This is a genomic window from Janthinobacterium sp. HH102 (assembly GCF_001758625.2).
In the GTDB taxonomy this organism is placed as follows: Bacteria; Pseudomonadota; Gammaproteobacteria; order Burkholderiales; family Burkholderiaceae_D; genus Janthinobacterium.
Genome location: NZ_CP062062.1, coordinates 376,959 through 395,393 on the forward strand (window position 1 = coordinate 376,959; position 18,435 = coordinate 395,393).

An 18,435-nucleotide genomic window follows, 5' to 3' on the forward strand; every position below is an offset into this window, starting at 1 on the left:
CTCCTATACAGAGCGGGCCGTCCCGGTGTGTTCCCATGATGGGGGAGGCCGTCCTCCTGGATGATCGTCGCGCTGGCCACTGGCGTGAGCACGGGGCAAACGATGCGGCAATTGTAGCAAACATTGCCGGACCCCGCAGCGCGGCGCGGGCCTGTCCTGGCGCCTGGGCGTGTTCCACGTGAAACAAAAATCGCTGTCGACTTGCCCTCGCTGAGTAAAAATTAAGCAAAAAATGGCCCGTGGAAGGTTGCGTTCGCAAAAAGACTCTATAATCGGAGCTCTCTTCCCGCATTTTTACTTGCACTGTTACCTATTTATCATGTTATTTCCTACAGAATTCGACGTCATCGTTGTCGGTGGTGGTCACGCCGGTACCGAGGCGGCCCTCGCTTCCGCCCGCATGGGGCAGAAGACGCTATTGCTCACGCATAATATTGAGACACTGGGCCAGATGTCGTGCAACCCCTCCATCGGCGGCATCGGCAAGGGCCACCTGGTCAAGGAGGTCGATGCCATGGGCGGCGCGATGGCGATTGCCACCGACGAATCCGGCATCCAGTTTCGTATCCTGAATTCCTCGAAAGGCCCGGCAGTTCGCGCCACGCGCGCCCAGGCCGACCGTATTTTGTACAAGGCCGCCATCCGCACGCGCCTGGAAAACCAGAGCAACCTGTGGCTGTTCCAGCAAGCGGTCGATGACCTGATCGTCGAAGGCGACCGGGTCGTCGGCGCCGTCACGCAGATCGGCTTGAAGTTTCTCGCGCGCGCCGTCGTGCTGACGGCCGGTACTTTCCTCGACGGCAAGATCCACGTGGGCTTGAATAATTATTCGGCTGGCCGCGCCGGCGACCCGCCCGCCATCTCGCTGTCGGCCCGTCTGAAAGAGCTGAAACTGCCGCAGGGCCGTTTGAAAACGGGCACGCCGCCGCGCATCGATGGCCGCACGATTGACTTTTCCGTGATGCAAGAACAGCCGGGCGACCTCGATCCCGTGCCCGTGTTTTCGGTGATGGGCAACACGGCCATGCATCCGCGCCAGGTGCCGTGCTGGGTCACGCACACGAATAGCCAGACGCACGACATCATCCGCGCCGGCCTGGACCGCAGCCCCATGTACACGGGCGTCATCGAAGGCGTGGGCCCGCGTTACTGCCCCTCGATCGAAGACAAGATCCACCGTTTCTCGGGCAAGGAATCGCACCAGATCTTCCTCGAGCCGGAAGGTTTGACGACGCACGAGTTCTATCCGAACGGTATCTCCACCAGCCTGCCGTTCGATGTGCAGATCGCCCTGGTACAGTCGATGAAGGGCATGGAAAACGCCCATATCCTGCGCCCCGGCTATGCCATCGAATACGATTATTTCGACCCGCGCGGCTTGAAGGCGTCGCTGGAAACGAAGGCCGTCGCGGGCCTGTTCTTCGCCGGCCAGATCAACGGCACCACGGGCTACGAGGAAGCGGCCGCGCAAGGCATGCTGGCGGGCCTGAATGCGGCCTTGCTGACGCAGGACAAGGAAGCCTGGGTACCGGGCCGCTCCGAGGCCTATCTGGGCGTGCTGGTCGACGATCTGATCACCCAGGGCGTGCAGGAGCCGTACCGCATGTTCACCAGCCGCGCCGAGTACCGTTTGAGCCTGCGCGAAGACAATGCCGACATGCGCCTGACGGAAATCGGCCGCGCGCTGGGCTGCGTGGGCGACGTGCAATGGCAAGCCTTCGAGACTAAGCGCGAAGCGGTGGCGCGCGAGCTCGAGCGCCTGCGTTCCACGTGGGTCAATCCGCGCATTCTGGCGGCCGCCGAATCGGAACGCATCGTGGGCCAGGCGCTCGAGCGCGAATACTCGCTGGCGGACCTGCTGCGCCGCCCGAACGTGGCCTACGACACCCTGATGAGCATGACGGGCATGGAAGGCCAGGCCCTGGCCGGGCCCGGCGTGGAAGACCCCGCCGTGCGCGAACAGGTGGAAATCCAGCTCAAATATGCGGGCTACATCGAGCGCCAGAGCAAGGAAATCGAGCGCCACGAACACTATGAAAACCTGGCCTTGCCCGAGGGTTTTAACTACCTGGATATCGGTGCGCTGTCGGTCGAAGTGCGGCAAAAACTCGACAAGCAGCGCCCGGAAACCCTGGGCCAGGCATCGCGCATTTCCGGCGTGACGCCGGCGGCGATTTCGCTGCTGCTGGTCCACCTGAAAAAGCGCGGCTTTGGCGCAGGGCAAGCCGAAATACAGACCACCACTTTAAAGGACGAGGTTGTTGAATGAAGCAGTTTGACCGGGCCGCATTGGCCCAGATTTTGAATGAAGGCATCGCCGCGCTGGGGCTGGACCTGAGCGCGGATCAGACGGAAAAACTGCTCGATTACCTGGCCTTGCTGGCCAAATGGAACAGCGTGTACAACCTGACGTCGGTGCGCGATCCCCTGCAGATGCTGACCTTGCACGTGCTCGATTCGCTGGCCGCCGTGCCGGCGTTCGCGGATGCAAAGCATGTGCTCGACGTGGGCGCCGGCGGCGGCTTGCCGGGCATGGTCCTGGCCATCGCACGGCCCGACGTAAAGGTGTCGATGATCGACACGGTGCATAAAAAGACGGCATTCTTGACGCAAGTGAAGGCGGAACTGGGCCTGGCCAACGTCACCGTGTACACGAAGCGGGTGGAACAGCTGGAAGTGGCGCAGAAATTCGACGTGATCACCTCGCGCGCCTTTGCCGACCTGTCCGACTTCGTCAACTGGTCGCACCACGTGCTGGCCGAGGGCGGACAATTCATCGCCTTGAAAGGGGTGGCACCGCCAGACGAGAGAGAGCGACTGCCGGCAGACTGGAAAGTGACGGAATTACGGGCGATCCAGGTGCCAGGGCTAAATGCAGAGCGTCATCTGGTCTTTATAGCAAGAATTTAAAGGCCTTGTAATTAACGGTATAAATCATATAAACAGTTTATACGGTATAAATAATATAAACCGTATAAACGATTTATATCGTATAAATAAAATAAACAGTATAAATCGTTTCGGTCGGATGCCGGGGCGCACGATGAAGTTTGCATCTCTTTACAACTAGAAGATACATGGCCAAAATTTTTTGTGTAGCAAATCAAAAGGGTGGTGTTGGTAAAACCACAACAAGCGTCAACCTCTCCGCCGGTCTGGCCAAATTGAACCAGCGCGTGCTGCTGGTCGACCTCGACCCGCAGGGCAATGCGACCATGGGCGCCGGCATCAACAAGGCCGGCCTGAAGGCGTCGACCTATGAAGTCATGCTGGGCGAATCCGATGTCAAGACGGCACGCCAGCGTTCGGAAGCGGGGCGCTTCGATGTCTTGCCGTCGAACCGCGAACTGGCCGGCGCCGAAGTGGAGATGGTCGAACTCGACAACCGCGAACGCCGCCTGAAGGATGCGCTGGCCGAAGTCGACAGTGAATATGACTTCATCCTGGTGGATTGCCCGCCGGCATTGTCGATGCTGACCCTGAATGGCCTGTGCGCCGCGCATGGCGTGATCATCCCGATGCAGTGCGAGTACTACGCGCTGGAAGGCTTGTCCGACCTGGTCAACACCATCAAGAAGGTGCATGCGAACCTGAACCCGGATTTGAAGATCATCGGCTTGCTGCGCGTGATGTTCGATCCGCGCATGACATTATCGCAACAAGTGTCGGCGCAGCTGGAACAGCACTTCGGCGACAAGGTCTTCAATACCATCATCCCGCGCAACGTGCGCCTGGCCGAAGCGCCGTCGTACGGCTTGCCCGGCGTGACCTTCGACCCCAGCTCGAAAGGTGCCCAGGCGTATATCGCCTTCGGCGCCGAGATGGTCGAGCGCATCAAACATATGTAAACAAGAGGCGGGCGCCTGCACGGTTTGATGTAAGCGCTTACTCTGAAAACACGATTAGGACAGCATGGCTACGAAAAAATTAAAAGGACTGGGTCGCGGACTCGACGCCCTGTTGGGCGGCGGCGGCGATTTTGCCAGTCCGGACACGACACAACCGTCGAACTTGCCCGTATCACAAATGCAAGCCGGCAAGTACCAGCCGCGCACGCGCATGGACGAGGGGGCCTTGAATGAACTGGCCGCTTCGATCAAGGCGCAAGGGCTGATGCAGCCGATCCTGGTGCGCCCGATCGGGCAGGACAGCCTGAGCGGACTTGTCAAATATGAAATTATCGCAGGCGAGCGCCGTTTCCGCGCCTCGCAGCTGGCCGGCCTGACGGAAGTGCCGGTGCTGGTGCGCGACGTGGACGACCTGGCCGCCGCCGCGATGGCGCTGATCGAGAACATCCAGCGCGAAGACCTCAATCCTTTGGAAGAGGCGCAGGGCATCCACCGCCTGATCGCCGACTTCAGTTTTACGCATGAGCAAGCGGCCACTGCGCTGGGACGCTCGCGCAGCGCCGTGTCGAACCTGTTGCGTTTGATGAACCTGGCCAGTCCCGTGCAAACCATGCTGATGGCCGGCGATATCGACATGGGCCATGCGCGCGCGCTGCTGGCCGTCGATGCGGCCAGCCAGATCACCCTGGCGAACCAGGTCGTGGCCAAGCGCCTGTCGGTGCGCGAAACGGAAAAGCTCGTCACCCGCACGCTCGAGGAAGCGGCCAACCCGGTTGAGCCGCGGCAAAAGGAAAAGTCCGGCGACATCGCGCGCCTGGAAGAAGAGCTGTCCGATGCGCTGGCCACGCCCGTGGTGTTCAAGATGGGCAACAAAGGCCGTGGCCAATTGGTCATCGATTTTGCCGATCTTGACGTGCTCGATGGCTTGTTGACACGTTTGCGTGGTTAAATAGCAAGCTGCAAAGACAGGGGCCATGCGGGTGTGGCCGATCCGGCCATGCTTTCCGGATGCACCACGTGATTCCTTGATAACACGGCTGGAAGCGGCCAGACAAGCGACTTTGCCATATAGTGGTGCAAATGGCGGCGAATAGTCGGTAAAGCGTCAGTTTCACGCAGCAATTGCCCTGCTGCGGTGCACCAACGTTTGACTCTATAGATCAAAGCCAACTATAATCCCGTGTCTTTGCGTGTGTAGATTTTTCTGGGAACTTGGCAATTGAGTGATTCACAACAAAGTATTGCCAAGCCAGTCTACAAAGTAGTTGCATTGCAGCTAGCAATCGCTATCAGTTTTGCCACGGTTACCCTGTTTTTTGGTGGCAGTGTCAGAGGCTGGTCCGCCGCATACGGCGGCGCTATCGCAGTCATCGGTAGCCTGGTGTATGCCCTGTTGGTGGTTCGCGGTTCTAGCGACGCCAACAAGGCATTCCGGGCGCATTTGCGCGCAGAAGTGGTGAAAATATTTATCACAGCGGTGCTGTTTATATTGGCACTGGTGTTGTTTCAGTCGGCCGCCTGGTTATGGCTGATCTTGGGTTTCGCGGTGGCAACCTTAGCATACTGGTTTTCATTGCTCGCTGTTTAATCATTGGTTTTGGGGCCTGTTGAGCTCTGAAACGACAAATCTAAATTCATTATGACCACAGAACACGCTATTGAAGCGGGCCATGCTGCCCCGGCCAACGCCACAGAATACATCAGTCACCATCTGGCCCACCTGAGAAGTGCCGACGGCATGATCAATCTGGATACGTTCTGGATTTCGGCCATTCTGGGCTTTGTTTTCCTGGCTGTTTTCTATATGGCGTCGCGCCGCGCGACGGCTGGTGTCCCTGGCAAGTTGCAAAACTTCGTCGAAATGGTCATGGAAATCGTCAATGACACTATTAATGGGGCCTTCCACGCGAAAAGCAAGGTCATCGCGCCGCTGGCCATCACTATTTTTGTGTGGGTCTGGTTGTTGAACGCGATGGACTTCCTGCCGGTTGACCTGTTGCCGAAGATCCTGAGCTGGTTTGGCGTGCATAAACTGCGCGCCGTGCCGACCGCCGACGTCAACCACACATTCGCCATGTCGCTGTCGGTCGTGCTGTGCGTGATCGCCTTCTCGATCAAGGCCAAGGGCCTGGGCGGCTGGATCAAGGAACTGTTCACGGCACCGTTCCATGCGAGCGGCCTGATCGGCACGATCGCCCTGGCACCTGTCAATTTCTTGCTGCAAATGGTTGAGCTGGTTGCAAAACTGATCTCCCTGTCGCTGCGACTGTTCGGCAATATGTATGCCGGCGAACTGATTTTCATCTTGATCGCGTTGTTGCCTTGGTGGGCACAGTGGGCGTTGGGTGGTCCATGGGCAATTTTCCATATCTTGATTGTAACTTTGCAAGCTTTTGTGTTTATGGCGTTGACGGTTGTGTATCTGAGCCTCGCGGTTGAGAAACATTAATCATTAACTTTATATTTTGTTTTTTTAGTATCTTTCGTTTTTAAATTTAGGAGAATTTTATGCAAGCTCTGATCGCACAAGTACAAAGCATGACCGTTCTGGCAGCAGCAATCATCATCGGCCTGGCCGCAATCGGCACCGCTCTGGGCTTCGCTATCTTGGGTGGCAAATTCCTGGAAGCTTCGGCACGTCAACCAGAACTGATGCCACAACTGCAAACCAAACTGTTCGTTATCGCTGGTCTGCTGGATGCTATCTCGATGATCGGCGTTGGTGTTGCTCTGCTGTACACGTTCGCTAACCCGTTCCTGTCCGCTCTGACGGCTGTTGCTCAGTAATTCGCTCCAACCCTAGGAGAAACTTTTAGTTAGGAGCAAAGGTATGGACATCAATATGTCGCTCATCGGCCAGATGATCACCTTCGCGGTGTTGGTCTGGTTCTCGATGAAGTTCGTATTTCCAGCGCTGAACAACGCGCTGGATGAGCGTGCCAAACGAATCGCGGATGGATTGGCTGCGGCCGATCAAGGTCAGGCTTCGATGGCAGTCGCTGAAAAGCGTGCGCAAGAGGCATTGAACAGTGCACGTGAAGAAGCGTCGCAACGCGTTGCGGACGCTGAAAAGCGCGCGCAGCTGGTTGCTGAAGAGATCAAGCAAAATGCACAAGCTGAAGCTGCGCGTATCATTGCGCAAGCCCAGTCGGACGCCGAACAGCAACTGTCGAAAGCACGCGAACAATTGCGCGCTCAGGTGGCTGACCTGGCTGTCAAGGGTGCCGAGCAGATCCTGAAGCGTGAAGTCAACGCTACGGCTCACGCCGAAATGTTGCAGCGTCTTGCTGTCGAGCTGTAATCATGGCAGAACTCGCAACCGTCGCCCGTCCCTACGCGGAAGCTTTGTTCCGCGTAGCCCAAGCTGGTAAGGAGTCAAGCAACCTCGCGGCGTGGTCCGAGCTGGTGTCCGAACTGGCACAGATCGGTAGCCACCCCGAGGTACAGGCGTACGCGCGCAATCCGAAGGTTTCGGAAAGCGACGTCGCCGCCACCATCCTGTCGTTGTTGAAATCGCCGCTCAATGAGGAAGTGAAAAACTTCGTCACGATGTTGATCGAAAATGGCCGCATCAGCCTGCTGCCGGAAATCGGCGCGCAATTCCATGTCTTGAAAAATGGCCTGGAAGGTGCGGCTGACGCCGAGATCACGAGCGCTTTCGATCTGAGCGAAGGCCAAACGGCCGAGCTGGTCGCAACGCTGGAAAAGAAATTCAGTCGTAAGCTCAACCCTGCCGTCACAGTGGATCCATCGCTGCTCGGCGGCGTGCGCGTGGTTGTTGGCGACCAAGTGCTCGATACCTCGGTGCGCGCCAAGCTGCAGCAACTGCACGCTGCACTGGTGTCGTAAGACACGCGCTTCGGCAGGCCAGCTTAGACAGACCCTTACCCCTCGCGCAAGCTGAGAGAAACACTTTTAGGAGTTAGTATGCAACTCAACCCATCTGAAATCAGCGAGTTGATCAAGAGCCGGATCCAAGGTCTTGACGGCGGCGCTGAAGTGCGTAATCAAGGCACGGTTATTTCCGTCGCCGACGGTATCTGCCGCATCCACGGTTTGTCGGACGTGATGCAAGGCGAGATGCTGGAATTCCCAGGCAACACGTTTGGCCTGGCAATGAATCTGGAACGCGACTCCGTCGGTTCCGTGATTCTGGGTGCCTACGAGCACATCTCCGAAGGCGACACGGTGAAATGCACCGGCCGCATTCTGGAAGTGCCAGTCGGTCCTGAGCTGCTCGGCCGCGTTGTCAACGCGCTGGGCCAGCCGATCGACGGCAAAGGCGCCATCGAGACCAAACTGACGGCCGCGATTGAAAAAATCGCCCCGGGCGTGATCGCCCGTGAATCCGTTTCGCAACCAATGCAAACCGGCCTGAAGTCGATCGATGCGATGGTTCCAGTTGGCCGCGGCCAGCGCGAACTGATCATCGGCGACCGTCAAACCGGCAAGTCGGCCGTGGCGATTGATGCGATCATCAATCAAAAAGGCCAGGGCATGAAATGTATCTACGTCGCGATTGGCCAAAAAGCCTCGTCGATCAAGAACATCGTGCGCTCGCTGGAACAGCACGGCGCGATGGAGTACACCATCGTTGTCGCCGCTTCCGCTTCGGAATCGGCCGCCATGCAATACATCTCGCCGTACTCCGGTTGCGCCATGGGCGAATACTTCCGTGACCGCGGTGAAGATGCACTGATCGTCTACGATGATCTGTCCAAACAAGCTGTTGCATACCGTCAAATCTCGCTGCTGCTGCGCCGTCCACCAGGTCGCGAAGCGTACCCAGGCGACGTGTTCTACCTGCACAGCCGCCTGCTGGAACGCGCAGCACGCGTGAACGCCGACTACGTCGAGAAGTTCACCGACGGCGCCGTCAAAGGCAAGACCGGTTCCCTGACGGCACTGCCGATCATTGAAACGCAAGCTGGCGACGTGTCCGCATTCGTGCCAACCAACGTCATTTCGATTACCGACGGTCAGATCTTCCTGGAAACCTCGTTGTTCAACGCCGGTATCCGTCCTGCGATTAACGCCGGTATTTCCGTATCGCGCGTCGGTGGCGCCGCCCAGACCAAGGTCATCAAAAACCTGTCCGGCGGTATCCGTACCGACTTGGCGCAGTACCGTGAACTGGCCGCGTTTGCGCAGTTCGCTTCGGACCTGGATGAATCGACCCGCAAGCAGCTGGACCGTGGTGCCCGCGTAACGGAATTGCTCAAGCAAGCCCAATACTCGCCACTGTCGATCTCGCTGATGGCCGTATCGCTGTTCTCGGTGAACAAAGGCTTCATGGACGACGTGCCAGTCAAGCAAGTGCTGTCGTTCGAAGCTGGTGTCCACGCTTACATGAAGACCAAGCAAGCTGCTCTGCTGGCCAAGATCGAAGAAACCAAGCAACTCGACAAAGACAGCGAAGCAACTCTGTCGGCGGCCATTGCTGATTTCAAGAAATCCGGCGCATATTAAGCGGCCAGGCGGCGCCCGCCTCGAGTGAGGCGCCGCCCTACGCGCAGAAGGAGTAAGGACTCATGGCATCAAGCAAAGAGATACGAGGCAAGATCAAGAGCGTAGAGAATACGAAGAAGATCACCAAGGCGATGGAAATGGTCGCCGCGTCCAAAATGCGCAAGGCGCAAGACCGGATGCGGGCCGCTCGTCCCTACAGTGACAAGATTCGGAATATCGCCGCCAATCTGGCGAACGCCAATCCGGAATACACGCACCCGTTCCTGGCAGTTGCCCAGGGTACGCAAGCGAAGGCAGTGGGTTTCATCGTTGTCACGACCGACAAAGGTCTGTGCGGCGGCATGAACACCAACATCCTGCGCCAGGTGACGTCGAAGTCGCGCGAGCTGGAAGCAGCTGGCAACCGGATTGAAGCAGTTGCCATCGGTAACAAGGGTTTGGGTTTTTTGAATCGCATCGGCGTCAAGATCGTCGCCTCTGCCATTCAAACCGGTGATACGCCGCACCTGGATAAATTGATCGGACCTGTCAAGGTCATGCTCGAAGAATTCCAGGCTGGCAAGCTCGACGCAGTGTACCTGTGCTACACCAAATTCATCAACACGATGAAGCAGGAACCAGTGGTCGAACAGTTGCTGCCGTTGACGGCTGACAAAATGGTCGCCGACAAGAGCGCACACTCGTGGGATTACATCTACGAGCCGGATGCACAAAGCATCATCGACGAATTGCTGGAGCGCTATGTAGAAGCGCTGGTGTACCAGGCAGTCGCGGAGAATCTGGCGTCCGAGCAATCGGCACGGATGGTCGCGATGAAAGCTGCAAGCGACAACGCGGGTAGTGTGATCGGCGAATTGAAGCTGATCTACAACAAGACCCGCCAAGCTGCGATTACCAAAGAACTCTCCGAAATCGTCGCCGGTGCGGCTGCGGTTTAAACGAATTTAACTATATTGAAGGAACGAACATGGCTGATGGCAAAATCGTTCAGTGTATCGGCGCTGTGGTGGACGTTGAGTTTCCCCGCAACGCGATGCCTAAGGTATTTGATGCCTTGAAGATGGCAGGCTCGGAACTGACCCTGGAAGTACAACAGCAGTTGGGCGACGGCATTGTCCGTACCATTGCACTCGGCTCGTCCGATGGCCTGCGTCGCGGCATGATGATCCAGAACACCGGCAAACCTATCATGGTGCCAGTCGGTAAAGCAACCCTGGGTCGCATCATGGACGTGCTGGGCAACCCGATCGACGAATGCGGCCCCGTGTCGCACGAGCAGATCGCGTCGATCCACCGCACCGCTCCTGCATACGACGAACTGTCGCCATCGCAAGAACTGCTGGAAACCGGCATCAAGGTGATCGACCTGGTGTGCCCGTTTGCAAAAGGCGGTAAAGTCGGTCTGTTCGGCGGCGCTGGCGTAGGCAAGACCGTGAACATGATGGAACTGATTAACAACATCGCCAAAGCGCACAGCGGCGTGTCCGTGTTCGCCGGCGTCGGTGAGCGTACCCGTGAAGGTAACGACTTCTACCACGAGATGGCTGACGCGAAAGTGGTCGATCTGGAAAACCCAGAGAACTCCAAGGTCGCGATGGTCTACGGTCAGATGAATGAACCGCCAGGTAACCGTCTGCGCGTCGCGCTGACCGGCCTGACGATCGCTGAATCGTTCCGTGATGAAGGCAAAGACGTTCTGTTCTTCGTCGACAACATCTACCGCTTTACGCTGGCTGGTACCGAAGTATCGGCACTGCTGGGCCGTATGCCGTCGGCTGTGGGTTACCAACCGACCCTGGCGGAAGAAATGGGCCGTCTGCAAGAGCGTATTACGTCGACCAAGACCGGTTCGATCACCTCGATCCAGGCCGTCTACGTTCCAGCCGATGATTACACCGATCCGTCGCCTGCTACCACGTTTGCTCACTTGGATTCGACCGTTGCGCTGTCGCGTGACATCGCTTCCCTGGGTATCTACCCAGCCGTGGACCCACTGGATTCGACCTCGCGTCAGCTCGATCCGTTGATCGTTGGTCAAGAGCACTATGACACCGCGCGTGCCGTGCAAACGACCCTGCAACGCTACAAGGAATTGCGCGACATTATCGCGATTCTGGGTATGGACGAGCTGGCACCGGAAGACAAACTGCTGGTTGCCCGTGCACGTAAGATGCAGCGTTTCCTGTCGCAGCCTTTCCACGTCGCTGAAGTCTTTACCGGCGCGCCTGGTAAATACGTTTCGCTCAAAGACACGATCAAGGGCTTCAAAATGATCGCTTCGGGCGAACTCGATCACCTGCCGGAACAAGCGTTCTACATGGTCGGCACGATCGAAGAAGCAATCGAAAAAGCCAAGAAACTTAACTAAGTTAAGTCTGGGCCTAACCCCGCCCGTTAGACGGCGGGGTTCTTCAACCCGATAGGACACACATGGCACACACAATTCACGTTGACGTGGTTTCCGCTGAAGAACTGATTTTTTCAGGCGAAGCAGAATTCGTCGCGTTGCCGGGTGAACAGGGCGAGCTGGGTATCTACCCACGCCACACGCCTTTGATTACCCGCATCCGTCCGGGCGCGGTCCGCATCAAGGTAGTCGGCCAGGCTGAAGAAGAGTTCGTCTTCGTTGCCGGCGGCCTGCTGGAAGTGCAACCGGATACCGTGACCGTCCTGGCCGATACCGCGATCCGCGGTCACGACCTCGACGAAGCGAAAGCGCTGGAAGCGAAGAAGTTGGCGGAAGAAAATATCCACAACAAGGATTCGGGCATCGACTACGCGCAAGCGCAAGCCGAGCTGGCCAGCGCGATTGCGCAGCTGGCAGCGATCCAGAAGCTGCGCAAGCATTAATTTGCTCGCACGCAGTAATACAAAAAGGCAGCCTGCGGGCTGCCTTTTTTATGCTTCAGCCGCTTGGCTTATTCGCAGCTTGGCTGCCAGGCGCTATCGCGCAACTGGGCAGCCAGGCTGGCATTGCCCTCATTGACCAGCTTCAGGCTAGCCTGCCTGCCCGCCGCTGACTGGTCCGCGCCCGCCGGTGTCTTTACCGCATATTGAAACTGCAGCAGGCCACCACAGGCGGCAGCGCCATGAAAGCTCTTGCTGACGTTCGATTCATACACGGGGTTGGCCGCATCCGGTTCATATACCGACCGCATCAGCACGTGGCCGTTCTCGACAGTGACGGAGGAAATGGGTTCCGGCTTGGTGGCTGCCAGCGACTTGAGCAGGGCGGCCGAGAAGTCCAAGGGATCGGTCTTGGAATTGCCTTCGTAGAGTATGGTAATCAGGCTGCTCCATTTTTCCACCGCTTCGCCATTCGTCGTATATTCATACAAGGCCCGTTTGCTGTTGCGACCCTGCGGCGCGGTAAACGCCAGCGTGTAGACTTTGTCGGCATGGTGAATCTCTTGCGGCACGATCAGCTTCTGCGCGAACAGCGAGCTGCTGGCGAACAGGCAAGCTGACAATGTACTCAGTAGTAAAACGGTTTTTCCCTTGAACACAGTGCATCCTCATGTCATGGTTGGCGGACCGCGCGCATTGCGTGCGGGGCATCTCTGTTGGTAGTGCATTTGACTATACCTTGCATATTTCTCAATTGCAACTTTGATATATTCCAGCATCCTGGCTGTGGCTCGGCTGTTCACGCCATTCCATCCTTGTCACGTTGCCTGAAGGCCTTCATCGTCACCTTCCACTTGGCGCGCGCTGCGCTGCGCTCGAGCGGCGTCTCCTCGCTGCGGCGCGCGTCGCGCAGCAGCTTGTGATAGTTGCGCAGGCGGTCCCCGTCGACGGCGCCACGCACGGCGCAACCGGGTTCGCTGGCATGCTGGCAATCGCGGAACTGGCAGGTGGACGCCACTGCCGCGATGTCGTCGAACGTGGCCGCCAGGGTCTGCGCATCGGCATCGGCGCGCCAGCTGCGCAAGCCCGGCGTGTCGATGATGCAGGCGCCATCCGCACACAGGTGCAGCGAGCGGGCCGTCGTCGTATGCCGGCCGCGGCCGTCGCCGTGGCGCACGCCGTTGGTCGCTTGATCCGCCGCGCACAAGGTATTGGTCAGGCTGGACTTTCCCGCGCCCGATGAGCCGAGCAGTACCAGGGTCTGGCCGGCACCCAGCCAGGGTTCCAGGATGGCCACGTCATACGCGTGGCGCGTATCGATGGCGAACAGCGGCACGTGGGGCGGCAGGCGCTGCCTGAGCTGGGCCAGTTTTCCCGGCACGTCGTCGGCCACGTCGGCCTTGCTCAGTACCACCACGGGGCTGACCTGGGCCGCCAGCACGATGGTCAGGTAACGCTCCAGGCGGCGCGGATTAAAATCCTCATCGAGTCCCATCACCAGCAGGGCCGTGTCGACATTGCTGGCCAGCACCTGGCGCCGGCCGTCATTGCCGCGCCGCGCGATCTGCGTGACTGGGGATAAGTGCGCCGTTATCCACAGCGTGCCGTGAAGATCGGGTTCGGCGGCGATCCAGTCGCCGACAGCAAGGATGGTGTCGTGTTCGAGCAGCGCGTGCAGCAGGCGTGGCAGGATCTGCGCCGGCTGTTCCAGGCTGCCGTCGTGCACGCCGATGCTGTCGCGGTGCACGGCGCTCACGCGCATCAGCTGCGCGGTGGTGGAAGATACGTTGAGTTGGGTGGCCGCGCCGGCGATAGCCTGCTGCAGCCCGATAAGGCGTAGTTGCGCAAAATCGAATGCGATCATGGTAGCGTGATTCCAAATTCTGTCGTCCGCATGCGGACGTATAGCCTGCGCGTGCAGGCACCGCCAGTCGCGATGACTGGCACGAAAGAAAGGGACGTCGGCTACGCGATCACGCGTATGGGGAATGGCGAGCTAAAAAGGCTTAGCAGGGGAAAACAGTGATCAGGCAGCCGACAGCACGGCAGTATCCGAATGGCGCATGTTGTCTACTCCTGTTGTGTGATGGAAAACGCCAGTGTGCCAGCGGCATGCGCCGCCGTCAATGGATGGTGTGGCTCAGCTGCACATGCCGTATGCCTGGCGCTCGGGGAAATAACGGTACGTAAACGTGCGTACCGGATAGCGCTTGCCGCCGACGAGCATGTCGGGCATGGATAGATCAAAGCGCTGCGGCAGCTGGCGCGGCAGTTGCAGGCGCAAGCGCCACTGGGTTTCCTTGCTGTTGCCGACGGCGGCAAACATGATGGGCAACTGCTCGATGACGTCGACGATCTCCGCCTTCTGGTTCATGCCGCGCTGGTAAATGGTGAGTATCTTGGCTTCCGCGAAAGGCGGCTTTTTCGGTTCTTCCAGCAGGAAGGACAGGCGCGTAAAACTGGCTTGGGTGCCGACGGGCAAGGTAAAAATCAGCGCCAGCTCCGTGCCGCCTTCCTTCAGGGTGACAGGCGGCGTGGCGTAGATGCTGATACCGCGCGGCAGTTCGAAACGCGAGCCATCCGTCCACGTCTTGCACTCGGGCGTGGTGGCCTGGTACAGGCTGGGCGCCGTGTAGTCATCGCAGGCGGAAACCAGCAGCAGCAGGGGCAGGGCAAGGAGGGCGGAACGGCGCATGGGAGTCACGGTTGGGGGATCAGCCGACAGTGTAAGCGATCCCCGCGCGATCCACCAGCGACGCCAGGTCTATCCGGGCGGGGCGCGCCGCACGGACTGCAGCTGGCAATGCGCCGGTTGCAGCGCAGCCTGGATGATGTCCAGCGCCAGCTGCGGCCGGGCCGCGCCGCACATGAAGATGTCGACGGCGGCAAAGCCCACTTCGGGCCAGGTATGGAGCGAGATGTGCGACTCGGCCAGCAGCAGCACGCCCGTGACGCCCTGGCCCGGGCCAAAGCTGTGGAAATGGCCGTGCAGTACTTGCGCACCGGCCGCGATGGCCGCCTCGCGCAGCAGGCGCTCGAGCGCGGCGCAGTCGCGCAGGCGTTCCGGTGCGATGCCCGACAGGTCGGCCAGCAGATGGATGCCCAGGGGGAGATGCGGTGCGGACGCCATGCTTATTTGTGGCTGCCGCCGCTGGAGCCGCCGCCATAGCTGCCGCCGCCGCCGCCCGTGCGCGAACTCCAGCTGCTGCCGCCGCTGCTGCCGCTGCCGGCCACCTTGAACATGCGCACCCAGTTGGCGGCCGTGACGGAAAACGTCACCATCAGGGCGTAGATCACGTATTTACTCATGGGGATTCTTTGCATTCTTGTCGAGAAAAGCGGCGGGCAGGAACAGCGCCAGGCAGCCCAGCAAACTCCACATCAAGGTGCTGGAGAACGACACGAACATGGGGATCGCATTCAAGACCAGCACGATGACGATGAAGACCTTGGCGATGCCGCGGTGACTGAGCTGGATATTCGTCGTTTTGATGGCGCCATGGAAGGCGGCGCCGAACCAGGCGGCCATCTGGTCGTAGGCGACGGGCACGGAGCGCGACCAGGTCATTTCCTCGCCCGTGAGTTCCGCCGCCAGCTTGGTCTGTCCCTGCTCGAATTCATAGACGCGCGTGCTGTCGCCGACGGCCACCTTCCAGTTGAAGGCGCCGGCCGCATACACGACCTGCGAGCCGTAGTCATACAGTTTGCGGTAGGTGGCGCCATCGAGCGTGCAGCTGGCGGCGTCCAGCGAGGCCCAGCTGGGCCAGTTCGGCAGCACGTTCGAGCGCGACCAGCCCTCGTCCGTCTCCACCAGCCAGAAGAAGCCGGCGCGCGCGTTGTACAACAGGTATTCGTTCCACTCGCTGCCCTCGTCGTCGGCGCGGCGCATCATGCCGATCACCGTGAAATCCACATTGCTGATCTTCGCGCTGGCGCCCAGTTCCAGCGTGATGTCGGCGTTCTCGTGCACCTGCTTGCCGATGGCCAGCACCTGCGCTTCCGGGCCGCTGGCATCGAGCTGCGCATGGCAGGCGGGACACACGAGCTGCGCCGCGGCGCCAGGGACGTACTGGATGCCGCTGCCGCAGGAGGGGCAGTCGAGCGCATCGAGCTTGCCGCGGTACTTGCCGGCGCTTTTGGCGATGGCCTCGTCGTCGCGCAGCAGCTGGCATTGCAAACTGTCCAGGGTGACGGCGACGCCCTGGTAGACGACCGGTTGCGGGCCATCCGTGTAGTCGAGCGTGACGAAGCTCGCGTAGTTGCGGAAGTCCGCCACCTGGATGCGCCAGCCGGCGCCCACCTTGAAGGGCAGCTCGCCCTGGCCGGCGATGCATTCGGCGCTGCGGATCTCGGCGGCCGTGTACGGTTCGCCGCAGATCGTGTAGCGCCTGCCCGGCGCCAGCTCGCCAAAGGCGGGCAGGGCATCCTGCGTGCCGCGCTCGCGCGTCAGCGTGTACAGGCCGGACGAGTCGCCCAGCCACGCCGTGCTGGCGTCGTCGAACAGCAGATACCACTCGTTCCACGTGCCGGCGCTGTAGCGCTGCTGGATGCGCCCGACGACGGTGAAGTGCACGCCGTCGTGTACGCCGGCCGTGCCGATCTGGATCGGCGAATAGTCTTCCAGGACGGCCGACATCTTGCCCACGTCCCTGACGGAATCGGCGTCCTTGAGGATGGTGCTGTGGCAGTACTCGCACACGGCGAGCACGGAAGCGTGCGAGCGGAAATGCACTTCCGCGCCGCAGCTGGGACAGGAAACAGTTTGCATGCAGTCGTATTTCGCCCTAATCAGCCGATCAGTTTTTTCAGCAGTTCAGCCTTGGCGCCATCGTAGTCGGCCGGCGAGATGAGCCCCTTGTCCAGTAAACCCTTGAGTTTTTCCAGGCGCGCCTCGATCGGTTCCTCGGCAGGTGGAGCCGCCGGAGCGGGTGCCGGGGCGGGCTGCTGCAGCGCACCGCCCATGCTTTGCGCCATCACCTGGCCGATCGACAGTCCGGCGCCGAGACCGGCGCCGATGCCGGCCATGCCGCCTTCGTTCTGCGCCGCCAGCGGGATCGCGTTGGCCACCTGGAATTTGGTGTAGCCGCTCATCTTGTCAGCGCCCAGGCCGCCCTTCATGCCGGCGGAAATACGTTCGTCGAGCGCCGCCTGCAATTCCTCGGGCAGGCTGATGCTGGCCACGTTGAATTCATCGAGGCCCACGCCGTAGCGGGCAAACGCCTGCGCCAGGCCATCCTTGACCTCTTGCGCCATCAGCGCCTGGTTGGCCGCCATGTCGAGGAAGGGGACATTCGCGCCGCCCAGCGAGCTGGCCATGCTCGACATCAGAATGCCGCGCAACTGATCTTCCACCTCGTCGCGCGTATAGACTTCGCGCGTGCCGCTGATCTCGGTGAAGAAGGTGCGGGCGTCGGCGATGCGGTACGAATACATGCCGAAGGCGCGCACGCGGATCATGTCGAAATCCTTGTCGCGGATGGTGATCGGCTGCGGCGTGCCCCACTTGCGGCCGGTCTGCACGCGCGTGCTGAAGTAATACACGTCCGACTTGAACGGCGAATCGAACAGCTTGTCCCAGTTTTTCAGGTTGGTCAGCAGCGGCAAGGTCTGCGTCGTCAGCTTGTGCGTGCCGGGACCGAAGACGTCGGCGATCTTGCCTTCATTGACGAAGACGGCGACCTGCGATTCGCGCACATTCAGGATGGCGCCGTTCTGGATCTCGAAATCCTGCATGGGGAAGCGCCAGGCCAGCACGCCTTCCGTCTCTTCGTTCCACTGCAGTACGTCGATAAACTGCTTCTTGATAAAGCTGCCGAGGCTCATGATGGATGTCCTTGAATAAGATAAAGCGGTGTCAGGAAATGCAGGCGGCGTTGATGGCGCCGATCGACAGCGAAATGGCGCCCAGCAGGCCGCCGAAGGCGCTGTTGTTCGATTCGATCTGATCCTTCGACATGCGCAGCAGGCGCGTGGTGACCACATAGGCGAGCAATTGCACCACCATGGCACCGAAGGCCCAGGCGAAGAATTGCTGGTAGTTGGCCGTGTGCATCAGGGACGAGGCGATGGTGGCGGAAAAGCCCAGCAGCGCGCCGCCCAGCGACAGGGCCGCCGCCTGGTTGCCCTGTCGGATCAGCAGCACTTCGTTATACGGCGTGACGCGCGTGTAGATGATAAAAAAGGCAATCAGCAGCGCGGCGGCCAGTATAAGATGGATCAGATAGTTTAGGATGGCGGGCACGGCTTTCCTCGCAATGAGTATTTGATAACG

General features: G+C 59.6%; 21 protein-coding genes. 13 read left to right on the top strand and 8 right to left on the bottom strand.

Translation table 11 applies throughout. The features are described from left to right. The first annotated feature begins 319 nt into the window (after nucleotides 1-319). From mnmG to JAB4_RS01705, 13 genes are all read left to right on the top strand, one after another. The gene (gene mnmG, locus JAB4_RS01645; protein WP_070218925.1) at nucleotides 320-2,269 is read left to right on the top strand and encodes a tRNA uridine-5-carboxymethylaminomethyl(34) synthesis enzyme MnmG; all 1,950 of its coding nucleotides are present in this window, start codon (nucleotides 320-322) and stop codon (nucleotides 2,267-2,269) included. Further along, nucleotides 2,266-2,910 carry a 16S rRNA (guanine(527)-N(7))-methyltransferase RsmG gene (rsmG, locus tag JAB4_RS01650; RefSeq protein WP_070218926.1) on the top strand — a complete coding sequence of 215 codons (645 nt, stop codon included), beginning with the start codon at nucleotides 2,266-2,268 and terminating at the stop codon, nucleotides 2,908-2,910. Before mnmG ends, rsmG begins: the two co-directional genes overlap by 4 nt. 167 nt (nucleotides 2,911-3,077) lie before the next feature. Next, nucleotides 3,078-3,848: an AAA family ATPase gene (locus JAB4_RS01655; RefSeq protein ID WP_046681849.1), complete on the top strand. Its 771-nt coding sequence runs from the start codon at nucleotides 3,078-3,080 to the stop codon at nucleotides 3,846-3,848. A gap of 64 nt (nucleotides 3,849-3,912) precedes the next feature. Continuing rightward, entirely contained in the window at nucleotides 3,913-4,797 is an 885-nt protein-coding gene (locus tag JAB4_RS01660) for a ParB/RepB/Spo0J family partition protein (RefSeq protein ID WP_070218927.1), read from the top strand. A gap of 270 nt (nucleotides 4,798-5,067) precedes the next feature. Further along, nucleotides 5,068-5,436, top strand: a complete 369-nt coding sequence (locus JAB4_RS01665; RefSeq protein WP_034752692.1) for an ATP synthase subunit I — start codon at nucleotides 5,068-5,070, stop codon at nucleotides 5,434-5,436. Nucleotides 5,437-5,487: 51 nt separating this feature from the next. After that, a complete protein-coding gene (atpB, locus tag JAB4_RS01670) occupies nucleotides 5,488-6,297 on the top strand; it encodes a F0F1 ATP synthase subunit A (RefSeq protein WP_046681851.1) in 810 nt (269 codons plus the stop codon). A 59-nt stretch (nucleotides 6,298-6,356) separates the two neighbouring features. Further along, entirely contained in the window at nucleotides 6,357-6,635 is a 279-nt protein-coding gene (gene atpE, locus JAB4_RS01675; RefSeq protein WP_034752695.1) for a F0F1 ATP synthase subunit C, read from the top strand. A 43-nt stretch (nucleotides 6,636-6,678) separates the two neighbouring features. Continuing rightward, a complete protein-coding gene (locus JAB4_RS01680) occupies nucleotides 6,679-7,149 on the top strand; it encodes a F0F1 ATP synthase subunit B (RefSeq protein ID WP_034752697.1) in 471 nt (156 codons plus the stop codon). 2 nt (nucleotides 7,150-7,151) lie between these two features. After that, nucleotides 7,152-7,697, top strand: coding sequence for a F0F1 ATP synthase subunit delta (locus JAB4_RS01685; protein ID WP_070218928.1), 546 nt, complete (start codon nucleotides 7,152-7,154; stop codon nucleotides 7,695-7,697). Between the two features lie 78 nt (nucleotides 7,698-7,775). Then, nucleotides 7,776-9,317, top strand: a complete 1,542-nt coding sequence (gene atpA, locus JAB4_RS01690) for a F0F1 ATP synthase subunit alpha (RefSeq protein WP_034752701.1) — start codon at nucleotides 7,776-7,778, stop codon at nucleotides 9,315-9,317. A 62-nt stretch (nucleotides 9,318-9,379) separates the two neighbouring features. Further along, nucleotides 9,380-10,255, top strand: a complete 876-nt coding sequence (gene atpG / locus JAB4_RS01695) for a F0F1 ATP synthase subunit gamma (RefSeq protein ID WP_070218929.1) — start codon at nucleotides 9,380-9,382, stop codon at nucleotides 10,253-10,255. A gap of 29 nt (nucleotides 10,256-10,284) precedes the next feature. Then, nucleotides 10,285-11,685, top strand: coding sequence for a F0F1 ATP synthase subunit beta (gene atpD, locus JAB4_RS01700; RefSeq protein ID WP_034752705.1), 1,401 nt, complete (start codon nucleotides 10,285-10,287; stop codon nucleotides 11,683-11,685). 62 nt (nucleotides 11,686-11,747) lie between these two features. Continuing rightward, nucleotides 11,748-12,167, top strand: coding sequence for a F0F1 ATP synthase subunit epsilon (locus JAB4_RS01705; RefSeq protein WP_065307860.1), 420 nt, complete (start codon nucleotides 11,748-11,750; stop codon nucleotides 12,165-12,167). Nucleotides 12,168-12,235: 68 nt separating this feature from the next. Here JAB4_RS01705 and JAB4_RS01710 read toward each other — a convergent pair whose 3' ends face one another. The 8 genes from JAB4_RS01710 to JAB4_RS01745 form a co-directional block, all read right to left on the bottom strand. Next, complete coding sequence (locus JAB4_RS01710) at nucleotides 12,236-12,823, bottom strand: hypothetical protein (protein WP_139143704.1); 588 nt, start codon at nucleotides 12,821-12,823, stop codon at nucleotides 12,236-12,238. 140 nt (nucleotides 12,824-12,963) lie between these two features. Then, nucleotides 12,964-14,028 (bottom strand): ribosome small subunit-dependent GTPase A, encoded by a 1,065-nt coding sequence (gene rsgA, locus JAB4_RS01715; protein ID WP_070218931.1) that lies wholly within the window; start codon nucleotides 14,026-14,028, stop codon nucleotides 12,964-12,966. A 276-nt stretch (nucleotides 14,029-14,304) separates the two neighbouring features. After that, nucleotides 14,305-14,859 (bottom strand): hypothetical protein, encoded by a 555-nt coding sequence (locus JAB4_RS01720; protein WP_070218932.1) that lies wholly within the window; start codon nucleotides 14,857-14,859, stop codon nucleotides 14,305-14,307. A 69-nt stretch (nucleotides 14,860-14,928) separates the two neighbouring features. Next, nucleotides 14,929-15,294: an adenosylmethionine decarboxylase gene (gene speD / locus JAB4_RS01725; RefSeq protein WP_070218933.1), complete on the bottom strand. Its 366-nt coding sequence runs from the start codon at nucleotides 15,292-15,294 to the stop codon at nucleotides 14,929-14,931. Between the two features lie 2 nt (nucleotides 15,295-15,296). Then, nucleotides 15,297-15,473 (bottom strand): hypothetical protein, encoded by a 177-nt coding sequence (locus tag JAB4_RS01730; protein WP_157792409.1) that lies wholly within the window; start codon nucleotides 15,471-15,473, stop codon nucleotides 15,297-15,299. Then, nucleotides 15,466-16,932 carry a DUF4178 domain-containing protein gene (locus JAB4_RS01735; protein ID WP_070218934.1) on the bottom strand — a complete coding sequence of 489 codons (1,467 nt, stop codon included), beginning with the start codon at nucleotides 16,930-16,932 and terminating at the stop codon, nucleotides 15,466-15,468. Before JAB4_RS01735 ends, JAB4_RS01730 begins: the two co-directional genes overlap by 8 nt. A gap of 20 nt (nucleotides 16,933-16,952) precedes the next feature. Beyond that, nucleotides 16,953-17,987 (bottom strand): SPFH domain-containing protein, encoded by a 1,035-nt coding sequence (locus tag JAB4_RS01740; RefSeq protein ID WP_070218935.1) that lies wholly within the window; start codon nucleotides 17,985-17,987, stop codon nucleotides 16,953-16,955. A 31-nt stretch (nucleotides 17,988-18,018) separates the two neighbouring features. Next, nucleotides 18,019-18,405 (bottom strand): DUF350 domain-containing protein, encoded by a 387-nt coding sequence (locus tag JAB4_RS01745; protein ID WP_070218936.1) that lies wholly within the window; start codon nucleotides 18,403-18,405, stop codon nucleotides 18,019-18,021. Between the last annotated feature and the right edge of the window lie 30 nt (nucleotides 18,406-18,435).